At 74.5% G+C, this 22,914-nt stretch carries 23 protein-coding genes, 1 tRNA gene and 1 riboswitch; of the genes, 21 read left to right on the plus strand and 3 right to left on the minus strand.

Annotated features, from left to right (window positions below; translation table 11 throughout):
• Positions 1 to 67 precede the first annotated feature (67 nt).
• The 7 genes from aroH (at position 68) to GWJ10_RS11595 (ending at position 5,937) form a co-directional block, all read left to right on the plus strand.
• Positions 68 to 430: a chorismate mutase gene (aroH, locus tag GWJ10_RS11565; protein ID WP_043660429.1), complete on the plus strand. Its 363-nt coding sequence runs from the start codon at positions 68 to 70 to the stop codon at positions 428 to 430.
• Positions 427 to 1,191 carry a (d)CMP kinase gene (cmk, locus tag GWJ10_RS11570; protein WP_241005765.1) on the plus strand — a complete coding sequence of 255 codons (765 nt, stop codon included), beginning with the start codon at positions 427 to 429 and terminating at the stop codon, positions 1,189 to 1,191. Before aroH ends, cmk begins: the two co-directional genes overlap by 4 nt.
• Positions 1,188 to 1,886, plus strand: a complete 699-nt coding sequence (locus tag GWJ10_RS11575; protein ID WP_163187537.1) for a lysophospholipid acyltransferase family protein — start codon at positions 1,188 to 1,190, stop codon at positions 1,884 to 1,886. The genes cmk and GWJ10_RS11575 overlap by 4 nt, the downstream gene beginning before the upstream one ends.
• Positions 1,887 to 1,900: 14 nt before the next feature.
• The gene (locus tag GWJ10_RS11580; RefSeq protein WP_082774640.1) at positions 1,901 to 2,821 is read left to right on the plus strand and encodes a DMT family transporter; all 921 of its coding nucleotides are present in this window, start codon (positions 1,901 to 1,903) and stop codon (positions 2,819 to 2,821) included.
• A 69-nt stretch (positions 2,822 to 2,890) separates the two neighbouring features.
• A complete protein-coding gene (locus tag GWJ10_RS11585) occupies positions 2,891 to 3,262 on the plus strand; it encodes a DUF1801 domain-containing protein (protein ID WP_043656988.1) in 372 nt (123 codons plus the stop codon).
• Between the two features lie 84 nt (positions 3,263 to 3,346).
• Positions 3,347 to 4,873, plus strand: a complete 1,527-nt coding sequence (gene der / locus GWJ10_RS11590; protein WP_206158397.1) for a ribosome biogenesis GTPase Der — start codon at positions 3,347 to 3,349, stop codon at positions 4,871 to 4,873.
• The gene (locus GWJ10_RS11595; RefSeq protein WP_163187541.1) at positions 4,870 to 5,937 is read left to right on the plus strand and encodes a hypothetical protein; all 1,068 of its coding nucleotides are present in this window, start codon (positions 4,870 to 4,872) and stop codon (positions 5,935 to 5,937) included. The genes der and GWJ10_RS11595 overlap by 4 nt, the downstream gene beginning before the upstream one ends.
• Before the next feature lie 92 nt (positions 5,938 to 6,029).
• Here the strand turns inward: GWJ10_RS11595 and GWJ10_RS11600 are convergent, their stop codons facing one another.
• The 3 genes from GWJ10_RS11600 to GWJ10_RS11610 form a co-directional block, all read right to left on the minus strand.
• A complete protein-coding gene (locus tag GWJ10_RS11600) occupies positions 6,030 to 7,886 on the minus strand; it encodes an amidase family protein (RefSeq protein ID WP_241005766.1) in 1,857 nt (618 codons plus the stop codon).
• Between the two features lie 68 nt (positions 7,887 to 7,954).
• Entirely contained in the window at positions 7,955 to 8,704 is a 750-nt protein-coding gene (locus GWJ10_RS11605) for a cohesin domain-containing protein (protein ID WP_163187544.1), read from the minus strand.
• 172 nt (positions 8,705 to 8,876) lie between these two features.
• Complete coding sequence (locus GWJ10_RS11610; RefSeq protein ID WP_163187685.1) at positions 8,877 to 10,394, minus strand: MFS transporter; 1,518 nt, start codon at positions 10,392 to 10,394, stop codon at positions 8,877 to 8,879.
• Positions 10,395 to 10,590: 196 nt separating this feature from the next.
• Between GWJ10_RS11610 and GWJ10_RS11615 the strand changes: the two genes are divergently transcribed.
• From GWJ10_RS11615 to GWJ10_RS11680, 14 genes are all read left to right on the plus strand, one after another.
• Entirely contained in the window at positions 10,591 to 11,427 is an 837-nt protein-coding gene (locus tag GWJ10_RS11615; protein ID WP_163187546.1) for an alpha/beta fold hydrolase, read from the plus strand.
• A 124-nt stretch (positions 11,428 to 11,551) separates the two neighbouring features.
• The gene (locus GWJ10_RS11620; RefSeq protein WP_163187548.1) at positions 11,552 to 12,133 is read left to right on the plus strand and encodes a putative immunity protein; all 582 of its coding nucleotides are present in this window, start codon (positions 11,552 to 11,554) and stop codon (positions 12,131 to 12,133) included.
• Positions 12,134 to 12,359: 226 nt separating this feature from the next.
• Positions 12,360 to 13,004, plus strand: a complete 645-nt coding sequence (locus tag GWJ10_RS11625) for a GntR family transcriptional regulator (protein WP_163187550.1) — start codon at positions 12,360 to 12,362, stop codon at positions 13,002 to 13,004.
• Positions 13,001 to 14,353 (plus strand): MFS transporter, encoded by a 1,353-nt coding sequence (locus GWJ10_RS11630; RefSeq protein WP_241005767.1) that lies wholly within the window; start codon positions 13,001 to 13,003, stop codon positions 14,351 to 14,353. The genes GWJ10_RS11625 and GWJ10_RS11630 overlap by 4 nt, the downstream gene beginning before the upstream one ends.
• A gap of 57 nt (positions 14,354 to 14,410) precedes the next feature.
• Positions 14,411 to 14,484 (plus strand) — tRNA-Pro (locus GWJ10_RS11635).
• A gap of 269 nt (positions 14,485 to 14,753) precedes the next feature.
• Positions 14,754 to 16,691, plus strand: coding sequence for a DUF1524 domain-containing protein (locus GWJ10_RS20075; RefSeq protein WP_346773831.1), 1,938 nt, complete (start codon positions 14,754 to 14,756; stop codon positions 16,689 to 16,691).
• 106 nt (positions 16,692 to 16,797) lie between these two features.
• Positions 16,798 to 17,181, plus strand: coding sequence for a DUF4177 domain-containing protein (locus tag GWJ10_RS11645; protein ID WP_081895816.1), 384 nt, complete (start codon positions 16,798 to 16,800; stop codon positions 17,179 to 17,181).
• Between the two features lie 310 nt (positions 17,182 to 17,491).
• Positions 17,492 to 18,229 carry a group I intron-associated PD-(D/E)XK endonuclease gene (locus tag GWJ10_RS11650; protein ID WP_163187551.1) on the plus strand — a complete coding sequence of 246 codons (738 nt, stop codon included), beginning with the start codon at positions 17,492 to 17,494 and terminating at the stop codon, positions 18,227 to 18,229.
• A gap of 133 nt (positions 18,230 to 18,362) precedes the next feature.
• Positions 18,363 to 18,776 (plus strand): DUF6153 family protein, encoded by a 414-nt coding sequence (locus GWJ10_RS11655; RefSeq protein ID WP_128957506.1) that lies wholly within the window; start codon positions 18,363 to 18,365, stop codon positions 18,774 to 18,776.
• Between the two features lie 93 nt (positions 18,777 to 18,869).
• Positions 18,870 to 19,499, plus strand: a complete 630-nt coding sequence (locus GWJ10_RS11660; protein ID WP_163187553.1) for a DUF305 domain-containing protein — start codon at positions 18,870 to 18,872, stop codon at positions 19,497 to 19,499.
• A gap of 82 nt (positions 19,500 to 19,581) precedes the next feature.
• The gene (locus GWJ10_RS11665) at positions 19,582 to 20,523 is read left to right on the plus strand and encodes a F510_1955 family glycosylhydrolase (RefSeq protein WP_163187555.1); all 942 of its coding nucleotides are present in this window, start codon (positions 19,582 to 19,584) and stop codon (positions 20,521 to 20,523) included.
• Between the two features lie 47 nt (positions 20,524 to 20,570).
• A riboswitch (cyclic di-AMP (ydaO/yuaA leader) is annotated at positions 20,571 to 20,759 on the plus strand.
• Positions 20,759 to 21,553 (plus strand): C40 family peptidase, encoded by a 795-nt coding sequence (locus GWJ10_RS11670; RefSeq protein WP_163187557.1) that lies wholly within the window; start codon positions 20,759 to 20,761, stop codon positions 21,551 to 21,553. Its footprint overlaps the riboswitch before it by 1 nt.
• Positions 21,554 to 21,752: 199 nt before the next feature.
• On the plus strand, positions 21,753 to 22,178 hold the full coding sequence (locus GWJ10_RS11675) for a hypothetical protein (protein WP_241005768.1): 426 nt from the start codon (positions 21,753 to 21,755) through the stop codon (positions 22,176 to 22,178).
• Between the two features lie 24 nt (positions 22,179 to 22,202).
• A complete protein-coding gene (locus tag GWJ10_RS11680) occupies positions 22,203 to 22,907 on the plus strand; it encodes a histidine phosphatase family protein (protein ID WP_163187559.1) in 705 nt (234 codons plus the stop codon).
• Positions 22,908 to 22,914 lie beyond the last annotated feature (7 nt).

The following is a 22,914-nucleotide window of genomic DNA, read 5'->3' on the forward strand; positions in this document are numbered from 1 at the left end:
GCGTCCCGCACCACCACCCCGACGGACCGCCGCGAGGCGGGCCGTCCCGCACGAAGGAGCACCATCCATGCCGGTCCGGGCGATCCGGGGCGCGACCCAGCTCGACGCCGACGAGCGCGAGCACCTGTTCGCGCGCACGCGCGAGCTCGTCCAGGAGGTGCTCGACGCGAACGCCGTCGACACCGGCGCGCTCATCTCGATCCTCTTCACGTGCACCCCCGACCTGGTGGCCGACTTCCCGGCCGCCGCGGCGCGCGAGATGGGCCTCGGCGACGTGCCGCTCATGTGCGCGACGGAGATCGCGGTGCCCGGCGCGCTGCCGCGCGTGGTGCGCCTCATGGCGCACGCGGAGCTCGACGTCGACCGCGCGGCGGTCCAGCACGTGTACCTGCACGGGGCGACGGCGCTGCGCAAGGACCTGGCCCAGTGAGCGCGGGGACGTCGGGCGCGGGGGAGGGTCGCGCCGACGGCGCGCTGACGGTCGCGATCGACGGGCCGTCGGGTTCGGGCAAGTCGAGCGTGTCGAAGGGCGTCGCGCGCCGCCTCGGCCTCGCCTACCTCGACACGGGCGCGATGTACCGCGCCGCCACCTGGTGGTGCCTGCACCGCGGAGAGGACCTCGCCGACCAGGACGCCGTCGCGCACGCCGTGCGCGTCATGCCGCTCGTCATGGGCCTCGACCCGTCCGGTCCGACCGTCCACGTGGACGGGACCGATGTCGGCGAGGCGATCCGCTCGACCGAGATCTCGACGGCCGTGAGCGCCGTCGCGACCAACCTCGCGGTGCGTGCGGAGCTGCGGCGTCTCCAGCGCGGGGTCATCGAGGCCGAGCGCACGCCCGCGGGCTTCGCCGGCGGTCGCGGTGTCGTGGCGGAGGGCCGGGACATCACGACGGTCGTCGCCCCCGACGCCGACGTGCGCGTGCTCCTCACCGCGAGCGAGGAGGCCCGCCTCGCGCGCCGCTCGCTCGACGTGCACGGGACGGCCGACGCGGCCGCCGTCGAGGCGACGAAGGACCAGGTGCTGCGGCGCGACCGCGACGACGCGACGGTCTCGCAGTTCCAGGTCGCGGCCGACGGCGTCGTGACCGTCGACTCGTCGGACCTCGACCTGGAGCAGACGATCGACGCGGTGCTCTCCGTGGTCGAGCAGGTCACCGGGCGGGTGGTCGGCCCGCGCCAGGGCTCGTGAGCCGCGGCACGGGAGGCGGCGTCCCGTCGCCCGCCGGGCCGGCGTGGTCGCGCTGGGTGGGTCGCTTCCTCGCGCGCGTCGCGTGGGCGACCGAGGTCGTCGGCGCGGAGCACGTCCCGGCCGACGGCCCCGTCGTGCTCGCCGCGAACCACACCGGCGTCGTCGACGGGCCGCTCGTCCTCGGGGTCGCGCCGCGCCCGCTGCACGTCCTCGTCAAGGAGGAGATGTTCACCGGGCCGGTCGGCTGGGTGCTGCGCGCGGCCGGGCAGATCCCCGTGGACCGCACCGGCGGGCGCCCCGCGCTCGCGGCCGGGCTCGGCGTGCTGCGGCGCGGTGGCGCGGTCGGCGTCTTCCCCGAGGGCGCCCGCGGGCGCGGCGACGCGACGTCCGCGCGTGCCGGGGCCGCGTGGCTCGCGCTCAACGGCCACGCCCGCGTGGTGCCGGTCGCCGTCCTCGGCACGCGCCGCGCGGGCGAGGGCGTCAACCGGATCCCCGGGCTGCGCCGTCGGCTCGTCGTCTGCTTCGGGGAGCCGCTCACCGTCGAGCGCGCGCCCGGGGTGAGCGGCAAGCAGGCGCTCGAGGACGCGAACGAGCGCATCCGCACCGCGCTCGCCGAGCTGGTCGCCGACACCGTCGCGCTGACCGGCGTGGCGCTGCCGCTGGACGACCCGCGCCGGGACCGGCCGACGCCGTGAGGGCGGACCGCCCGGTGGCGCACGTCGTGGGCGACCGCCCGGGCACGGGTCTGCTCGTCGGGCTCGCGTCCGCCCTCGCGTTCGGCGCGAGCGGCCCGTTCGTCAAGCCGCTCCTCGAGGCGGGCTGGACGCCCGGCGCCGCCGTCCTCGCGCGCGCCCTGTGCTCGGCGCTCGTCCTCGCCCCGGTCGCGGCCGTCGCCCTGCGCGGCAGCCACCGCCTCCTGCGCGAGGAGTGGCGGCTCGTCCTCGGGTTCGGCCTCGTCGCCGTCGCGGCGACCCAGCTGTGCTACTTCGCGGCCGTCGCGCGCATGCCCGTCGGCATCGCGCTGCTCGTCGAGTACCTCGCGCCCGTGCTGCTCGTCGGCCTCGCCTGGGCCCGCACGCGCCACGTGCCGCCCCGGCTCACGCTCGCGGGCTGCGCCGTCGCGGTCCTCGGGCTCGTGCTCGTCGTCGACCCGGGCGGCGCCCGCCCCGACCTCCTCGGCGTCCTCCTCGCGCTCGGTGCTGCAGTAGGGCTGGGCGCCTACTTCGTGCTGTCCGCGCGCCCGACGCGCCTGCCGCCCGTCGCGCTCGCCGCGAGCGGGCTCGGTGTCGGGGCGCTCGCGCTCGGCGCGGCGGCGCTCGCGGGCGTGCTGCCCTTCGCCGCCCCGCTCGTCGACGTCACGCTCCTCGGCTCGCCCGCGCCCTGGTACGTCCCGCTCGCGGTCGTCGTGCTCGTCGCGACGGCGTTCGCCTACGTCTCGGGCGTCGCCGCGACCGTGCGCATGGGCGAGCGCCTCGCGTCGTTCGTCGGGCTGTCCGAGGTGCTGTTCGCCGTCGCCATCGCGTGGCTCCTGCTCGGCGAGGTGCCGAGCCTCGTGCAGGCCGCGGGCGGCGTGCTCGTCGTCGCCGGGGTCGTGCTCGTGCGCCTCGCGGGCACGCCCGCCGCGCGGTAGGTTCGCGCTCAGGCGCCGACGCCCCGTCGCAGGGCCGGGCAGGCGCCGCCCGCGGGGGAGGGAGCACGCATGGCCGAGCCGCCCGGCAAGCCCACGACCGTCGACGAGTACCTCGCGACGCTCGCCCCGGACGCGCGCGAGGTCGTCGCGCACCTGCGCGCCGTGGTGCACGACACGGTGCCCGGCCTGGGCGAGCGCATCAGCTACGGCATCCCGACCTTCACCCGCGACGGCCGGTACGTCGTCTACCTCGCGGGCTGGGCCCACCACGTCTCGCTCTACCCCGTGCCCGAGGTCGACGACGCGCTCGCGCGCCGCATCGCGCGCTACCAGGACGGCAAGGGCACGCTGCGGTTCCCGCTGGCGGAGCCCGTGCCCGACGACGTCGTGCGGGCCGTCGTCGCACGGCTCGCCGCCCGCCGGGACGGTGCCGCGGGCTGACGCCGGGCGCGCCGGACGGGCACCCGCACGACGCGCCCGCGGCCCGGTTCGGAGCCTGGCCCGCGGCCTGGGAGAATGGACCCCATGACCACACCCGACCCCGCCCAGCCCGGCACGCCCGGACGGACCGACGCCGTCGGTCAGGCCGAGGAGCCCCTGGCGCCCGCGGACGCCGCGGACGACGAGGCGCGCGAGCGCGCGCTGCGCGCCGGACTCGACGACTACGAGCTCGAGGACGCCGACCTCGCGCTGCTCGACGCCGACGAGGACGCGCTCGACGGCGCGGCGCCCGAGGCGCCCCTGCCCGTGCTCGCCGTGGTCGGGCGCCCGAACGTCGGCAAGTCGACGCTCGTCAATCGCATCCTCGGCCGCCGCGAGGCCGTCGTCGAGGACAAGCCGGGCGTCACGCGCGACCGCGTGAGCTACCCCGCCGACTGGGCCGGGCGCCGCTTCACGCTCGTCGACACCGGCGGCTGGGAGGTCGACGTCGCGGGCATCGAGTCCAAGGTCGCCGAGCAGGCCGAGGTCGCGATCTCCCTCGCCGACGCGGTGCTCTTCGTCGTCGACGCGACCGTCGGCGCGACCGCGACGGACGAGCGCGTCGTGCGCCTCCTGCGCGAGTCGGGCAAGCCCGTCGTGCTGTGCGCCAACAAGGTCGACGGGCAGTCGGGCGAGGCGGACGCCGCGTACCTGTGGAGCCTCGGCCTCGGCGAGCCGCACCCCGTGTCCGCGCTGCACGGCCGCGGGACGGGCGACCTGCTCGACGCCGCGATGGCGGCGCTGCCCACGGAGTCCGAGCACGGCGAGGTGCGGCCGACCGGGCCGCGTCGCGTCGCGCTCGTCGGGCGCCCGAACGTCGGCAAGTCCTCCCTGTTGAACAAGCTCGCGGGCGCCGACCGCGTCGTCGTCGACGAGATCGCGGGCACGACGCGCGACCCCGTCGACGAGCTCGTGACGATCAAGGACGTGCCCTACGTCCTCGTCGACACCGCCGGCATCCGTCGCCGCGTGCACCAGACGAAGGGCGCCGACTTCTACGCGTCCCTGCGCACGCAGGCCGCGATCGAGAAGGCGGAGCTCGCCGTCGTGCTCGTGGACGCGTCCGTGCCGCTCACCGAGCAGGACACGCGCGTCATCTCCCAGGTCGTGGACGCGGGCCGCGCGCTCGTCATCGCGTACAACAAGTGGGACCTCATGGACGACGACCGTCGCCCGTACCTCGAGCGCGAGATCGAGAAGGACCTCGTCCAGGTGCAGTGGGCGCCGCGCGTGAACGTGTCGGCCCGCACCGGCTGGCACACCGACCGCCTCGCCCCGGCGATGGAGCGCGCGCTCGACTCCTGGGACACGCGCATCCCGACGGGCCGCCTCAACGCGTTCCTCGGCGAGCTCGTCGCCGCCCACCCGCACCCGCTGCGCGGCGGCAAGCAGCCCCGCATCCTCTTCGCGACGCAGGCCTCGACGCGCCCGCCGCGGTTCGTGGTGTTCGCGACCGGGTTCCTCGAGGCGGGCTACCGCCGGTTCATCGAGCGACGTCTGCGCGAGACGTTCGGGTTCGAGGGCTCGCCCGTCGAGATCAGCGTCCGCGTGCGGGAGAAGCGCAAGCGGTGAGCACGGGCACGGGGCGCGCCTCCGCCGGGGCCTCCCGGCGGAGCCGCGCCCTGCGCCTCGGCGCGGCCCGGGACACCGCGGCCGTGCGGCACGTCGTGACGTTCCTCGTGGTCGCCGTCGCGACGGTGCTCGTGACGCGGTTCTTCCTCGCGGCGTCCGGGTACCCGCAGGTCGGCGGGGGAGACCTGCACGTCGCGCACGTGCTGTGGGGCGGGCTCGGCATGGCGCTCGCCCTCGTGCTGCTGCTGTCGTTCGTGGGCCCGGCGCCGCGCTCGCTCGGCGCGTTCGTGGGCGGGATCGGGTTCGGGCTGTTCGTCGACGAGATCGGCAAGTTCGTCACCGCGGACTACGACTACTTCTACGAGCCGACGGCGGCGCTCATCTACGCGACGGTCGTCGTTCTCGTCCTCGTCGTCGAGGCGCTGCACGGGTGGCGGCGCCACCACCCGGCCGAGTACCTCGCCGTCGCGACCGACCGCGCCGTCGCGGGCGTCGCCGGCGGGTTCACCGACGACGCGCGCGACGAGGCCCGCGCGCTCGTCGCGCTGGGCCGCGGCGAGCCGACGGCCGACGAGGTCGCGGCGCTCGTCGAGGCCGTTCCGCCCGACGACGAGGACGTGCCCGACCCGGTGCGCGCCCTCGTACGGCGCTCGTCGGCCTGGTTCGCGCAGACGCTCCAGCGCCGCTGGGCCGCCGTCGTCGTGGTCGTGCTCGTGCTCGGGACGGCGCTGGGCTCGCTGCTCGCGGGGCTGCGCGTGCTGGTCGGCGACGTCGACGTGCCCACCTGGGTCGGGGCCGGCATCGCTGCGGGCGTCGCCGCGACGGTCGCGTGCGTCGTCGTGGGCGTGGTGGTGTCCCGCCGCGGGCGGCCCGAGGACCGCCGGGCCGGCGCCGTGTGGGTCCGGCGCGGCGTGCTCGTCTCGCTCCTGCTCACCCAGCTCCTCGTGTTCCGCGCTCTGCAGTGGGTCGGCGTCGCGGGTCTCGTGGTGGACCTGCTCGTGCTCGCGGCGCTCGGTGCCGCGCTCGGCGGCGACGACGAGCGCCGTCGGACACCGCGCCGCTGACGCGTCGTCGCCGTGGTGGGCGACCTCTCCTGACCGACGACGGCGGCCGCCCCGGGAGGAGACGGCCGCCGTCGGCGCTGGTGGTGGGCCGCTCAGCCGAGCGGGCCGTACAGCGCGGGGGAGGTGCGGGCCTGCGTGGCCTGCTCGAGCGCGTACGCGAGGCCGAGCAGCGGGCCCTCGTCGAAGTCGCGGCCGAGCAGCTCGAGGTTGACGCCGCCGCCGGTGACGGTGCCGTCGGTCGCGACCGCCTGGCCGACCGGGACGGTCACCGCGGGCAGCCCGGTGTTCGGGCTGAGCCGCAGGTTGGTGCCGATCGTCCCGTACGGGTTGGCGCTCGGGTAGACGAGCGCGTCGAGGTCGGCGTCGTCGAGCATCGCGGTGACGAGCACCTTGCCCTCGGCGAGGACCTTCGTGTGCGACCCCTCGGGACCGGCCCACGCCTGGTACGTCTCCTCCGTGACCGCGTCGCGCGAGACGTACGTGCTGCGGCGGGACGGCACGTAGCGGCCCGAGTCCACGATCCCCTGGAGCGTGCGGGCCTCCACCTGCGGCGCGAGGTGGGTCGCGACGTACGCGTCGAGGTCGTGCTTGAACTCGTTCGTCGAGCCCGACCCCTCGGAGAGGACGCTCGCGAAGCCGTTGGGCAGGACCGGCGACCACGTGGTGGGCGGCGTGACCTCGACGACGGTCGCGCCGAGCGACTCGAGCGTCGCGCGGGTCTGCGCCCACAGGCGGAGCGTCGCCGCGTTGCTGCCGAGCATCGACGGCACGTAGCCGATGCGGGCGCCGTCGAGCGCGCCCTCGTCCAGGTACTGCGTGTACGACGCCGGGACCTCGCCCTCCTGGCGCGACGTCACCGGGTCGGCGGCGTCGACCCCGGCGACGGCGTCGAGCGCGACGGCCGCGTCGAGGACGGTGCGCGCCATCGGCCCGCCCGTGTCCTGGCTCAGCGCGAGCGGGATGATGCCGTCGCGGCTCGCGAGGCCGACCGTCGGGCGCACGCCGACGAGCTGGTTGTACGACGACGGGACGCGGATCGACCCGCCCGTGTCCGTGCCGAGGCCTAGCCCGGCGAGGTTCGCCGCGACGGCCGCCCCCGTGCCGCCGCTGGACCCGCCGGCGGTGCGGCTCGTGACGTACGGGCTCGCGACGAGCGTGCTCGTGCCCGCGTCCTGGAACGACGAGAACTCCGACGCGAACCCGAACGCGAACTCGTCCAGGCTGGCCTTCGCGAGGATCACCGCGCCGTCGGCGCGCAGACCCTCGACCATCGTCGCGTCGGTCGTCGTCCGGTTGTCGTCCCAGCAGCCGCAGCCGCCCGTGGTGGGCATGTCCTTCGTGTCGTAGTTGTCCTTCACCGCGACGGGTACGCCGAGCAGCAGGCTCGTCATGCCGTCCGTCGCGCGGACCGCGTCGGCGCGCGCGGCGGCCTCCAGCGCGACGTCGCTCGTGCTGATGATCGAGTGCAGCGGCCGCCCGCCGGCGCCCGTGTCGACGAGCGTCGTGTCGTACGCCGCGATCCGGTCGAGATACTCCTGGGTGATCGCGACCGACGTCGTGGTGCCCGCGTTCATCGCGGCCTGCATGTCGAGCACGGACGCCTCGACGAGCTCGAACGGGCCGTCGTCGTACACGATGCGCTGCGAGACGGCGGCGAGGTCGGTCACGGTGATCGTGCCGTCCCCGTCCGTGTCGGCGGGCGCGACGTCGTCCCACACCGCGTCGGCCGACGTCGCGCCGAGGGCCGCGGCGACGACCGCGAGGTCGTCCGTCGTGACCTGCCGGTCGCCCGTGAGGTCGAGCGCGGTCCAGTAGGGGGCGAGGAGCGGCGCGGGCTCGGCGCTGGGCGCACCGGTCGCGGCGGGCGCCGTCGTGACGCCGAGGACGAGGCCGCCGATCGTCAGGGCGGCGAGCCCGCCGGTGGCGGCGCGCCGGTGGGTCGTGGTCACGGACGGCTCCTTCGAGGGGACGGGCGCGCGGTGCGCGGGCGAGAGGTCGGGGCGGGGCAGCGGGCCGGTCATCGCGTGGCCGCCCGGCGCCGCGCGAGCAGGATGCCCGTGCCGACGGCGACCGCGAGGAGCGCGGTGCCGACGAACCACGCGACGCTCGCCCCGGTCGACGCGAGCGCACCGCCGGAGGCCGACCCGGACGGGGACGACGACGAGTCGGACGCGCCGTCGTCCCCGGGGGGTGTGGTGCCGCCGTCGTCGACGGGCGGCGTGGTGGTCCCGTCCGTCGGCTGCGCCGTGGGCGGGACGTCGGCCGCGGTGACGGTCGTCGTGGCGCTCGCGGCGTCGGTGAGCGTCGCCGTCCCGGCGTCGGCGCCCACGAGCGTGGCGGTCGGGACGGCGAAGGCCGCCGCGCCGTCGGACACGGCGGTGAACGTCAGGGTCGCGAGGGTGACGTCGCCCCCGAGGCCGGGCGAGGTGCCGAGCCGCGTGTGCGTGACGACGACCGTCCCGGCCGCGTCGTCGGTCGCGTCGGCGAACCCGCCGTCCGGGGTCACGACGGAGTCGTCCACGAGCTCGACGAGGTCGGGGTCGTAGGTGACGGCGAGGTCGTAGGCGTAGAGGTCGACGGCGCCGGTCGCGGCGACCGAGACGGTGATCTCCGCGCCGACCTCGACCGACGCGGGCGCCGTGAGGGAGACCTGGGCGACGGACGGTGCGGCGTGCGCGGGGGCGGCGAGGGCCGCCGCGGCGACCGCGAGACCGCCGACGAGGGCGGCGCGGGCGCGGAGCCGTCTGCGGGGGACGGGACGGGTCATGGGCGAGCGGTCCTTCCTCCGGGCGCGCGGAGGTACGGCGCGACCGGCGGTCGTGTGGTGGGGCCCCCTGCCGTCAGCGATGCTCACAAGTCGCTGTTTCCCGGGCGTTTCGCGACGGTTAGCACGAGCAACGAACAGGGTCTCGGTCCGGTCACGATCCCGACGACGCGGGTCAGCCGAGGACCGGCGGCTCGCCCTCGCGCACCTCGGGGTCCGGCAGGCGGCGCATGCGCAGCGCCGCGACGACGCCGAGGAGCCCCGCGACGAGCGGCACGAGGAGCGCGACCTGCAGCGCCCGCGCCCGCACGTCGTCGTTGATGGCCACGACCTCCGCCCGCACCGCGGGTGGCTCGTCGGCGAGGAGCTCGACGAGCTGGGCGTCGCTCATGATCTCGGCGTCGTCCTCGAGCACCCGGGCGACCTGCTCCTTGTCGTCCGGGGGCAGCACGTCGCTCGCCTCCGCCCGCGCCGTGAACCCCGCCGCGAGCGACGCCAGCATGACCGCGCCCGCGACGGCGAGGCCGAGCGAGAGGCCGAACGACCCGGCGGCCGAGCTCACCCCCGCGGCCTCGCTCGCGCGCTCCTCCGGCACGGGGGAGAGCGTGTACGCGTTGAGCTGGGAGACCAGGAGCCCCAGCCCGGCGCCCGCCACGACGAGCGGCAGCGCGAGCCACCAGCCCGACGACGCCCGCGGCACCACCGCGACGAGCGCCACCACGCCCACGACGAGCAGGAGGAAGCCCGCGAGCACGCGGGAGGCCGCCCGCCGTCGGCCGGGGCGCTTGCCCGCGACGAGGGCGGCGGCGAACATCGTCAGCGACAGCGGTGCGAGTGAGAGGCCCGCGAGCAGCGCGTCGTACCCGAGCGCCATCTGCAGGAAGATCGGCAGCGCGATCATCGCCCCGCCCAGCGCGACCTGCTGCAGGAGCTGCTGCGACACCCCGATCCGGAACGCGGGCGAGCGGAACAGCCCGGGGTCGACGAGCGTCGTCCGCCCGGCCCGCGCCCGCCGCACGAGCCACCACGCGAGGCCCACCAGGCCCAGCGCACCGACGAGGACGAGCGCCCCGACCGCCTCGCCGCCCTCCTGCCACACGAGCACGCCCAGCACGACCCCGCCCATGCCGACGACGGACAGGACCGTCCCGACGACGTCCACCGCGCGGTCGCCCGTGTACGGGACGTCGCGCACGAGGCGCACGCCCACGAGGACGACGACGATCACCACCGCCTCGAGCCCGAACGCCACGCGCCACGACAGCGTCGTCGTGATGACGCCGCCGAGCAGCGGCCCGACCGCCGCCGCGATCGACGCCGCCGCGCCCACGAGCGCGTACGCCGCCTTGCGCGCGGTCCCCTCGAAGTTGCCGTGCACGAGCGACTGCATCGCCGGCAGCAGCAGCGCGGCCCCGAGCCCGCCGATGACCGACCAGAAGACCACGACCGCCACGAGGCTCTGCGCGAGCGTCATCGCCACGGCGCCCGCCCCGTACGCGAGCAGCCCGACGACGTACGCGCGCCGCCGGCCCACGAGGTCGCCGACCTTGCTGCCCACGAGGATGAACGACGCCGACACGAGCGCCTCGAGCGCGATCGCGGTCTGGACGCCGCTCACGGTCGTGCCCAGGTCGCGCACGACGGCCGAGATCGACACGTTCATGAACGACGTGTCGACCACGAGCACGAACATCGCGGCGGCCAGGAGCAGCGCGAGGCGCCGGTCGGCCGCCGTCGGCCGACCCGCGGTGCGACCCGTGCTCTGCTCCACGTCGACCCCCGTCCGGCGTCCATGCTCGCCGCCCGGGTCGTCCCGGCGCCTCACCCGTCGCGGGTGCTCCGCCGCCCGCGCCGCCGAGGTCGGCGCGGGGGACTGGGAGGATCGCGGTATGGCCGCAGAGGGGTGGACGTCGCGCCACGTCACCGTCGAGGGCCGCGAGGTCTTCGTGCGCTCCGGACCCAAGGTCGCGGGCGCCGTGCCGATCGTGCACGTGCACGGCTTCGCCATCTCCGGCACCTACCTCCTCCCGACGGCCGAGCGTCTCGCCCACCGCGCGACCGCCGTCGTGCCGGACCTGCCCGGGTACGGGCGCAGCGAGGAGTGGGGCCACCCGCTCGGCATCCCCGCCCTCGCGTGGGCGCTCCTGTCGACGCTCGACGCCCTCGGGCTCGACCGGGTCGTCCTGCTGGGCAACTCCATGGGCGGGCCCGTCAGCCTCGAGGTCGCGCACGCCGCCCCCGACCGGGTCGCCGGCGTCGTGCTCGCCTCGCCCGCCGGGGGCGTGCACAACCAGCCGTTCGGGCGCGCCCTCACCCAGCTCGCGCGCGACGCCGTGCGCGAGAGCCCGCGCATGGCGCGCGTCGCGGTGCCCGACTACGTGCGGTTCGGGCCGGTCAACGCGCTCCAGCTCTTCGCCGAGCTCGCCCGGTTCCCCTCGCTCGAACGCGTGCTGCGCGTCCCCGTGCCGACGCTCGCCGTCCTCGGCACGCGCGACCCGCTCATGCCGCCGCCGTGGCGCGTGCGGGAGGTCGGAGCGCTCGCGCCCCCGCACGTGACCGTCGCGGCGATCGAGGGCGCTCCGCACGCCATGAACTTCAGCCACCCCGGCGAGCTCGCGCACGTCGTCGGGTGCTGGCTCGACGGGCGCGACATCACCGACGACCCCGACGAGCCCGGCGTCGCGCGGGTGCTCCAGGTCGCGCGGGGCGCCGGGCCGGTCGTGTGAGCCGTCGTGTGCGCCGCGGGCCGGGTCGTGGGTCGAGACGTGACGGCGCACGGCTCGGTACGGTGCTCGCAGGGCGTTCCGCGTCCTGGCAGGGACGGGAGCGCGCGAGAGCGAGGAGCGAGCGGTGACGACGACGGCGGCAGCGGTCGAGCTGAGCATCGAGGACCTGCGGGCGGTCACGGGGTACGCGGCCCGGTGCGCGGAGCCGGCCCTGGTGCTCGTCGAGGCGGTCCGGCCCGACGACGCACGCCCCCGCGAGGCGGTCGACGCGGCCCGCGCGTTCGCCGACGGCGGCGCGCGCGGCAAGGCGCTGCGCGACACCGCCTGGGCGGCCCTGCGCGCGGCGAAGGAGGCGGGCGACCCCGCAGCCGCCGAGGCCGCCCGGGCCGCGATGGCGGCGGCCGGCGCCGCGTACCTGCACCCGATCGCCGACGCCCACCAGGTCAAGCACGTCCTCGGCTCCGCCGCCCACGCGGCGCACGCCGCCGCGCTCGCCGCGGGCGGGGACGGGTCGGGCGAGAACGTCGCGAGCAGGTGGCTCGACACCGCGCGGGCGCTCGCGACGCCCGAGGTCGTCGCGGTGCTGCGTCGCTACCCGCCCGCGCCGGGCGGCGGCGGTCGCGTCGGCGAGCTGGTCCGACGGCTCGACGCGGCGCTGAGGGACGGCACAGGGCCGTCGGAGGGCGTACCGCTTGTCTCCACGTAGCCGGACGTGGACGGGGGTTGGCCAGCGGCCCGCGCGAGACGCTCGGCCCTCGCAGGCCGACGAGCTGTTCGTCGAGGCCGGGCCTTACTTACAGTTTCGCCGAAACTGTAAGTAAGGGCCGGCGTCAACTATCACTTGAGGGTTCCATGCTCGGTGTGTCGAACCGCACGGCCCTGCAGAGCGGTTGCGGTCGATGTCGTGCACACGATAGATGCATCATGTATCTATGCCACGCACCACCAGCGCTTCTGCCACCGAGCAGGCGTACCGGCACGTGAAGTCCCGCGTCCTCGACGGGAGCCTGCCCGGCGGGTCCATGACGAGCGAGGGCGAGATCGCCGAACAGCTCGGCGTGAGCCGCACGCCGGTCCGGGAAGCGTTCCTGCGCCTGGAGGCCGAGGGCCTGCTGCGGCTCTACCCGAAGCGCGGTGCGCTCGTCGTACCGGTCGCGCCCGGCGAGGCCGACGACGTCCTCGACGCACGCCTGCTCGTCGAGACGCACGCCGCCCAGTCCGTCGTCCGCCTGCCCGACACCGAGCTCGCCACCCTCGTCGCGCTCCTGCGCGACCTCGTCACCGCCCAGGAGGCCGCCGTCGCCGACGGGGACGTCGCGGAGTACGCGACGCTCGACGCGCGGTTCCACCAGGAGATCGTCGCGGCCGGGGGCAACGCGCTGCTCACCACGTTCTTCGTGAGCCTGCGCGAGCGCCAGCAGCGGATGGTCGCGCACAGCGTCCGGTGGGACCCGGGCCGTGCGACGACGTTCGTCGCCGGGCACCGCGCGCTCGTCGACGCGCTCGAGGTGCGCGACACCCGCACCTACAAGCGGCGCGTCCAGCGCCACCTCGAGGATGCGAGGGCCGGCCTGTGAGCGCGGCTGCCTCGAACCCCACGAGCGAGGCCGCCGCGCCGGGGGCGAGTGCCGCCGTCGGACCGCGGGCATGGCTCGCCGTCGCGGCGGTGATGTTCGCGGTCGCGTGGGGAGGTAACGAGTTCACGCCCCTGCTCGTCATGTACCGGGAGGTCGGGCACTTCTCCGCGGTGACCGTCGACGCGCTGCTCGCCGCGTACGTGCTCGGGATCGTCCCCGCGCTCCTGCTCGGCGGACCGCTCTCCGACCGGTACGGGCGCCGCCCGCTGCTCCTGCCCGCCGCGCCGATCGCGCTGGCGGGGTCGCTCGTGCTCGCGGCGGGGGAGTCGTCCGCCGCGCTGCTCGCGACGGGCCGCGTCCTGTGCGGCGTCGCGCTGGGCCTCGTCATGGCCGTCGGCACCACCTGGGTCAAGGAGCTCAGCGACGCGGCCGCCCGTGCGTCCGGCGTGCCCGACGGCGGCTCCGGCGCCCGCCGCGCCGGCCTCGCCCTCACGCTGGGCTTCCTCGTCGGGGCCGGCGTCGCGGCGGTGCTCGCGCAGTGGGCGCCGTGGCCCACGCACACCGCCTACCTGCTGCACGCGGCGCTCGCCGTCGCGACCGGCGTCTGGCTGCTGGGCGTCCCGGAGACGCGCGTCGTGCCCGACGGCGGGACCCGGGGCCGGCTGCGCGACGACCTGCGCGTGCCGGCGGTCGCGCACCGGCGGTTCCTGCGCGTCGTCGTACCCGTGGCGCCGTGGGTGTTCGGGTGCGCCGGCAGCGCCTACGCCGTGCTGCCCGGCCTCGTGTCCGCCAGCGCGGGCAGCGCGCCCATCGCGTTCTCCGGGCTCATGACCGTGCTCGGCCTGGGCTGCGGGGTGGGCATCCAGGTGCTCGGCCGCCTCATCGACACCCGGCACAGCGCGCGGGCGTCGGTCGTGGCGATGTCCATCGTCGTCGTCGGCATGGGCTTCGGCGCCTACGCCTCGGCGCGGCTCGACCTTCCGACGGCGCTCGTCGCCGCCATGGTGCTCGGAGCCGGCTACGGGCTCGCGCTCGTCGCCGGGCTCAGCGAGGTCCAACGCATCGCGACGCCCGACGACCTCGCCGGCCTGACGGCCGTCTACTACTCGCTCACGTACATCGGTTTCTGCGTGCCCGTGGCGCTCGCGGCGCTGTCCGTGCGGTGGACGTACGCGCAGATGTTCCTCGGCGGCCTGGTCATCGCCGCGGTCTGCCTGGTGATCGTCGCGAGCGCGTGGCGCGCGCACCTGCCGACGGGGGAGCCGGACGCCGCGGCGACCTCCGGCGAGACCGACCGCACAGCCCCGACCGGGGCAAACGGTGCGCTGGAGGCGTCACGGATGGGGTAGAGTATCCGAGGCTTCACGGGGTCCGATCCGGTCGGATCTGGCTCGGTGATCCAGCCACGGGCTGTGGCGCAGCTTGGTAGCGCACCTGACTGGGGGTCAGGGGGTCGCAGGTTCAAATCCTGTCAGCCCGACAGAGAATCAGGCCAGAGGAACGCGCCTCTGGCCTGATTTTTTGCTTTCGACGCGTGCTTTACGCCGACGTCCGTCGCCTCCAGGCGTGAACCCTCAATGTCGCGCGGTCGAGAGTTCGACGCGCGACAGCGATTCTGGCAGCGGGTGAAATCAGGTCAGTACTCGCTCGCAAACCGCCGGATTGCCGCCGCCGCCCGCGTCGAGGGACCAGGTCCCATCGTTTTCCTCGGCGCGTGTCCATTAGTGTGAGCGCGCACATCGATGACGAGTGTGCCGAAGCCTCGCGCTTCGCAGTTGGCAGCAGAAGGAACGCGGCGTGGCGAAGCGGTCGAGCGGTGGGGGCGGGCTAGGCGTGATCCTCGCCGTCGTGATCGGTGTGGCGGTGGCGTACTTCGCGGTTGCGTGGCCCTACCAGCTGGGGGCGTGGATCGCGGTCGAGATGGGTGCCGGGCTGCCCTCGACGCAGCGCTCGGTCCTGGCGTGGATCTTCGAGATCCTGTACCTGGGCGTGCTAGCCGGGGTGGGCGTGCGCTGGTTGTGGGTGCGACACCGCACCCCGGACGCCTTGCCGCCTTTCGACCACGAGACGACCGGTCAGGTCCTGGCGATGATGGAGGGCCGCACCACCCCGTTCACCGACCCGCGCGTGCCCGGGTCGGAGAAGGTCCGCGGCGGGTTCTCCGACGTGCGCCTGATCGAACCGCGCGGACGTGTCGGAGCGAAGACCCCGACCGTGGTGTCCACGGGGACGTTGCTCCTCACGGACAAGGCAGCCAGGTTCGCCGGGACGGACGGTCGCACCTGTGTATGGAAGTGGACTGCGGTCAACCGCATCGAGTCCGAGGCCGGGTTCGTGAACATGCCGGTGTCCACGCGGATGAAGGACTGCGGTGTGTCGTTCCCCGCAGGCCAGGACGCAGCCGGTCACGCAGCACTGGTGTGGTCCACCCGCACCGCGCAGGGCGCTGGCCCGGACGAGCTGGGTCAGATCGCCCAGAGCCTTCGCACCACCGGGGCCGCCGTGAAGGCGCGGGCCCAGGCCCAGCCGGCGGGTCCGAAGCCTCTGCCGCGCCGCGTGCTGGGCACGGCCGTTGCCGCGGTCGCGGCGACCGCGCTGGTGTCGACGGGCGCGGTCGCGGTCGGGATCAGTAGCGCCCCGCCTTCCCCCTCTGGCGTGGTGGGTGTGAACCTGGGCAACAACGTCGCCGAGGACACCGGCGAGCAGGCCGATGCCGCCCTGGTCGACACCGACGAGACGCAGGTCCCGGCCTGGGATGCCGCGACCGCGGAACCCGTGGAGGCGGCCGAACTGAGCACGGCGATCAGCACGGCGGGGCAGAGCACTGCTCTGGCGGCGCTGGGCACGCTCGAGGTCAAGGGCCGGGCCCCCAAGACCGGGTACGACCGGGAGGCGTTCGGCCCGGCGTGGGCGGACGTGGACCGCAACGGCTGCGACACCCGCAACGACATCCTCGCCCGCGACCTAGAGGGCGAGACGTTCAAACCGGGCACCCGCGACTGCGTGGTCCTCACCGGGACCCTGGACGACCCGTACACGGCGACCACGATCGCGTTCGAGCGAGGCAACGCCACGTCCAGCGCCGTGCAGATCGACCACGTGGTCGCCCTGTCGGACGCGTGGCAGAAGGGCGCCCAACAGCTCGACCGCGACACGCGCCAGGCGTTCGCGAACGACCCGCTGAACCTGCTCGCAGTCGACGGGCCGACGAACCAGGGCAAGGGCGACGGGGACGCCGCGACCTGGCTGCCCCCGAACAAGGCGTTCCGGTGCGAGTACGTCGCCCGCCAGGTCGCGGTCAAGGCCACCTACAAGCTGTGGGTCACCCAGGCCGAGCGTGACGCCATCGCCCGCGTCCTGACCACGTGTCCCGACCAGCTCCTGCCCGCCGCGGACGGTGCAGTCGGCTCGCACGTGCAGGTCGAGGTCACCGCCGAACCGCCCTCACCCGAACCCGTGCCGGACCCGGTCGTCGTGCCTGAACCGGCGCCGGAGCCTGTCGCCGTGCCGGACCCGGCCCCGGCACCACCGCCGGCACCCGCACCGCAGCCCGAGCCCGAACCGGCACCGGTGTTCTACAAGAACTGTGACGCCGTGCGCGCGGCCGGGGCCGCCCCGATCCGACCGGGCGATCCCGGGTTCCAGCCGAAGTTCGACCGAGACAACGACGGCGTCGGATGTGAGTGATCTCCTGGCAATGGCCGGAATCGTCCGAGCGTGCGCCGCGGACTGCGCTGCGGATCTCGTCCACAGGCTCACGAACGATAAGTAGCCCATGAAGCGAGGGGGACCGATGACCGGTACCGCAGCAGGATGGTATGACGACGGAACGGGTCGAATGAGGTGGTGGGACGGTCAGGGATGGACGGATCGGCTGCAGCCTTCGCCGAGCCATGGAATCCACGGTGCGATCGAACGAGCGCGTAGCGAGGCGACAGCCGGTGGCCGACCGCGACCCGCGCCGACCGGGATGAACTACGTGGTCCTCCAGGTGATCCTTAAGGAGAAGATGTGGGGGACGGGCTCAGGCAACCTCACTGAGTTGGAACGAGCAATCAACGCGCAAGCCGCGCTGGGCTATCGACTCCACACCATTACGACGGCCGCGTCCGGAAGCAAAGGTATGGGCGGAGGCGACAGGATTCAGGCGACGATGGTCTTCGAGCGGCTGGCGTAGGGTCCGCTCGATCCCCGTAGAGCGAACCGGCTCCAGGCCATCTCGCAAGCCGTTACGCCCGGGCGAGTCCGCGGCAGGTGTGTCCCAGTCCTGAAGAGGAGCGGTTAAGTCAGGGGTCAGATGTCGACGACTTCTCCGGGCGGGCGATTAAAGATCCGCTTTCGAGGGAGAGCGTCACGACGTGGCGTGGGTCCGTTCGGTCCGCTGACCCAGTTCGGCTCTGCTCGGCCAGGGGCTGCATCGCCTCTCGACCCACCGCAGTACCTGCGTCGCGAACCGGTCGGCGGGTGGGTAATCGTAGATTGGCGGCATGGCGCGAGCGCGGACTTACACGGACGATCAGCTGGCTGAAGCCGTCGCGATCTCGACGTCGTGGCGGGGTGTCCTCCGGACACTTGGCCTCGTCGGCACATCGTCTGGCGCACTCCGGTCCGTCCGGACACGTGCCGACCTGAGGGGATACGACTACGGGCACTTCACCGGACAACGCCGTTGGACCGAGTCCGAGCTGCGTGCGGCGGTCGCCTCGGCGTCGACGTGGTCGGAGGTGACCGAGGCGCTAGGGCTCGGCAGCACGTCAGCGATCGCGACCGTCAGGGGCCATGCGGTCCGACTCGGTCTTGGCGTCCAACATCTGCGACGGTCCTCCGCGCGGGAACCGGAGAGTGCGCCGACTCCGGACGTCGCCCATCTTGACCGTGCCGGGTCAGTGCTCGCGGCCGGATGGTTCCTGCTGTGCGGTATGAGCATCTCGTGGCCCCTCGAGCCCGCGCGCTACGACTTGGTCGTCGATGCGCCTACCGGTTTGCGTCGTGTCCAGGTCAAGACGACGACCGTGAGGACGAGCGAGTCGTGGAAGGTCTACCTGTCGACGTCGCGGCAGGGCCGGACGGTGTACGACGTCGATGAGATCGACGACTTCTTCGTGATCGACGGTGCGCTCAACTACTACTTCATCCCTCTCGCCGCGGTGGGAGGGCTGCATGCCATCCACCTGAGCGCCTATGAGCGCTTCAGGCTGGCGGCGATACCCACTGGATCCGCGTAGTTCGGCCTGCGACCCAGGAGCGCGCAGGGCAATCGACACACGAAGAGGGTCCTGCGAGCGCCGGTCTCTCTTCTGACTGCGCTGTGGACCGGACCCGATGGCCGCTTGCTAGGGTGGCGGCGACATGCACCTCATGGCCGCACTCCGTTCGCTGCTCGCCGGGCGCCGGCGAGGGCTTTCGGGTGCCCTGCTGATCGCTGCGCTGCTCCTGGGCGTCGTGACGATGCACGCGATGAGCGGGTCGTCGACGGCCCACGTCGGGCCTGCGGCGGTCATCGCGGAGACGGGCCACCCTGCGGGTGCACCGGTGGCCGACGACGGCCCCGGGCACCACGAGCAGGGCGGCTGCCTCGACTGCGGCGGGCACGAGATGGCGTCGGCCATGTGCCTCATGGTGCTGGTCGTGCTGCTCGCTCTCGTGCGCCCCGGGCGCGGCCTCCTGGCACGCCTCACCCCCGTCTGGTCCCGCCTCGTCGAACCGGGGCGCGCTCAGCCCTTCGTCGGCCTCGCGCCGTCGCTGCACCTCCTCGGCATCTCTCGGACGTAGGAGCCGCACGCCGTCGACGCGCCCTGCGTCGACCGATACGCCCCGCACCGGGGCGCGTGTGGTTCCTGAGTACCGAGACGAGAGGTCCTTCCCATGAAGTTCAAGAGTGTGCTGGTGCCGGCGATCGCGCTGGTGACCGTCGCGAGCCTGGCGGCGTGCTCGACCGACGACGAGCCCGGGAGCGGGACGGCGCCGTCGTCCGCCACGACCGGGGCCGAGGAGCAGGACGGCACGGCGGAGGGCGGCACGTTCAACGACCAGGACGTGATGTTCGCCCAGATGATGATCCCGCACCACGAGCAGGCGATCGAGATGTCCGACGTCATCCTGGCCAAGGACGGCGTCGACCCTGAGGTCACGGACCTGGCGAACCAGATCAAGGACGCCCAGGGTCCGGAGATCGAGCAGCTGACCACGTGGCTCGAGGAGTGGGGCTCCCCGATGGAGGAGTCCGGCGCCATGGACCACGAGGCGATGGGCCACGGGTCCATGGACGGGATGATGAGCGAGGAGGACATGCAGGCCCTGGACGCCGCGCAGGGCGCGGAGGCGGGGCAGCTGTTCCTCGAGCAGATGATCGTCCACCACGAGGGTGCCGTCGAGATGGCGCAGACCCAGGTCGACGAGGGCGAGAACGCGGACGCGGTCGCAATGGCGCAGGAGATCGTCGAGACCCAGCAGGCCGAGATCTCCACCATGGAAGACCTGCTCGCCTCGAGCTGATCTCGCCCCGCGGGGCGTGCGCGCTGTCGCACGCGTCTGACGTGCGCGCGCCCCGCGGGCCCAGGCCGAAGGACCCCACACCGTGCTCAACCCTGCCCTCACGAGGCGGGTGACCGGGTGGGCCGCAGCGGGATCCGTGCTGCTGCTGGCCGCCTGCACCCCGACTCCACCACCGACACCCGACGCGACGACGCTCGCGTCCCAGGACCTGCCCGACTTCGGGCACGTGCACGACGTCCAGGTCGTGCGCGACGACCACTCCCTCCTCATCGCCACCCACACCGGGGTCTGGACCCTCGGCGACCCGTTCGAGGACGACCCCGGGCCGGTCGAGCGGGTCGGCACGGGCCGCCAGGACACGATGGGCATGACCCTCGCCGTCGACGGCATCGTGTACGCCTCGGGCCACCCTGCGCCCGGGGAGCAGCCGGAGCTCGAGAAGCCCAACCTCGGATTGATCCGCAGCACCGACGGCGCTGCGACGTGGGATCCCGTCTCCCTCACCGGGGAGGTCGACTTCCACGCCCTGAGCACCGCGAGCACCGGCGACGGCACCGTCCGCGTCGTCGGGCTGGACTCGGGGACCTCGACCGTGCTCGTCAGCGACGACTCGGGCGAGACGTGGTCGCGGGGCGCGACCGTGGAGGCCCGGGACCTGCACCTCCTGGACGCGGACCCGGACACGGTCGTCGCGACCACGCCCACCGGCCTGCAGCTCAGCCGCGACGGCGGCCGGAGCTTCGCTCCCGACCGGGGGGCGCCCGCCCTCGTGCTCGTCGACGACGAGCGGGGCGGAGCGCTGATCGGGATCGACGCCCGGGGCGTCGTCTGGACCGGCACTCCCGGCACCGAGAGCTGGGACAACCACGGCACCGCGCCCGAGGGCGTGCAGGCCATGACCTACGTGCCCGACGACAGCCCCGGCAACCAGCCGTGGATCCTCGTCGCCACGGAGACCGGCCTGTTCACCAGCCGCGACCTCGGTGCGAGCTGGGACGCGGCGCTCGGCGCCGACCGCGGGTGAGACGTCGCCCGCAGCCTCATGCTCCTCGCGGAACGGTCCGCGAGGGATCCCGGAGGGTGCCGAGCCCTGTCAGCTCCGGGAGCACACCATCGACCACCACGACAGGGGCGGGGGAACCACTCAGGCGAGCACCGCGGTGCTCTCGGGGTGAAGCCGGGCCGCAACCACTGGCCCGGCCGGGTCACTCTCCGACCCGAACCCGACAGCTCACCCCGTAGGCACGAAGGAGACCACCATGAACGCAAGAAACCCGGGACGCCACCGTGCGTCCCACCGACCGATCACGCCGCTGACCTCGATAGCCCGCACGGCGCAGGAGGGGACGGCGAACGCCGCCCGCAAGGGTGTCCTCCTGGCCGCCGGGTCGGGGCTGCTGGTCTCGGGGTTCGCGGCGCCTGCCAGCGCCGCGCCGAGCACGGAGCCCCAGGCCGTGTCCGGGGTCGATCTCAGCGCGCTGACCGAGCAGGCCCGCCAGGCGCTCAGCGCCGCACCGGCGGTGACCGTCTCCGCCGACGCGTCGTTCGCGATCGAGCAGGCACCGGTGACCGTCACCCCCGCCCCGGAACCGGAGCCGGAACCCGAGCCGGAGCCGGAGCGTCAGGAGCGTCCGTCCCGGAGCGAGGAACGGACGAGCACCTCGGCGGAGCAGGGCGCCACGGAGGAAGCCTCGGCTCCCGTCGCGGTGCCGTCGTCGGCGGCGGGCTCGGCCGTGGTCAGCATCGCGGCGCGCTACCTCGGCGTGCCGTACCTCTGGGGCGGGACGACCCCGGACGGGTTCGACTGCTCCGGCTTCACGTCCTACGTCTACGCCCAGGTCGGCATCGACCTGCCCCGGACCTCGTCCCAGCAGCGGTACGCGGGGACGGTGATCTCCCGAGACCAGGCACAACCTGGTGACCTGATCTGGAGCCCGGGGCACATCGGCATCTACGTCGGGGACAACCAGCAGATCGAGGCTCCGTCGCCGGGCAAGACCGTCCGGTACGGGGAGATCTGGCAGTCCAACCCCACCTTCATCCGGGTGGGCTGACCGCAGGAGGGCCCCACCCGGAGGGTGGGGCCCTCCCTCGACCGATATACCCTTGCGGGGTATCGCTTGCGGGCGCCGGTCCCGTCGGCACGACAGGAAGAAGGACAGGCATGGCGTCCCGGGGACATCGCGGCGAGCACGGGCCGACGGCGGTCCGCCACCAGGCCCGCCACCAGGTGCGGCACCAGGGCATCGACGCGTGACGGCGACGACCCCCACCGACGAGCGGGGACGTCGTCCCCGCCCCGCGCGCACGGTGCCTGGCATCACGGCGTGCGGGCTGTGCGCGGGGGAGACGCTGGCCGCCACCGACACCCGTCCGGGCGGGCAGCTCGAGCGTCTGCGCCGGATCGCCGAGAGCGGGGACGCGCGCCTGACGGTCGTGGACTGCCTCGACGCGTGCGAGCGCGGGGACGTCGTCGTAGTGCGGCCGGTGCCCGCCGCGCGTGCCGCCGGCCCCGCCTGGTTCGAGCAGCTGGCGGGCGACGAGCTCACCGCCGCCCTGCACTCGTGGATCCGCGCGGGCGGGCCGGGCCTGGCGCCCCTGCCCGACAAGCTGGCCCCGCGAGTGATCTCGGCCCAGGCCGAGGTACCACCGCCCCCGGACGTCGCCACCACAGGGTGAGGGTCCGTCACCTACGCTCGGGGCATGCCGACCGTCCTGCTCGTCCGTCATGGCCGCACCACCGCGAACGCGAGCGGCATCCTCGCCGGGCGGGCCGACGGCGTCGCGCTGGACGCCGTCGGGCGCGACCAGGCGGCCCGGGCGGCCGAGCGCGTCGCGGGCGTGCCGCTCGCGCGGGTCGTCACCAGCCCGCTGGAGCGGTGCCGGCAGACTGCGCGAGCCCTGCTCGACCACCAGGCGGGTGCGCCGGACTCCGTGACCGAGCACGGGATCACCGAGTGCGACTACGGGCAGTGGCAGGGGCGTGCGCTGAAGGACCTCGCCCAGGAGCCGCTGTGGTCGGTCGTGCAGGCGCAGCCGTCGGCGGCCGTCTTCCCGGGCGGCGAGTCGCTGGCCGCGATGCAGGCCCGGGGCGTCGAGGCGGTCCGGCGGCACGACGCGGAGGTCGCCGCCCGCCACGGTGCGGACGCGGTGTGGGCGGCGGTCTCGCACGGCGACGTCATCAAGTCCGTGCTCGCCGACGCGCTGGGGGTGCACCTGGACCTCTTCCAGCGCATCGTCGTCGGCCCGGCGTCGATCTCCGTCGTCCGGTACGGGCCGCACCGCCCGGAGGTCGTGGCGGTGAACACCGACGCGGGCGACCTTTCCTGGCTGCGCAGCGCCGCGCCTGCCGGTGACGCGCCGGTGGGCGGGGGCGCCGGGCCGGGCCAGGCCGACGCCGCGCGGTAGCCGGGCC

Origin of the sequence: Cellulosimicrobium sp. SL-1 (assembly GCF_011033075.1) — a bacterium.
Taxonomy (GTDB): domain Bacteria; phylum Actinomycetota; class Actinomycetes; order Actinomycetales; family Cellulomonadaceae; genus Cellulosimicrobium; species Cellulosimicrobium funkei.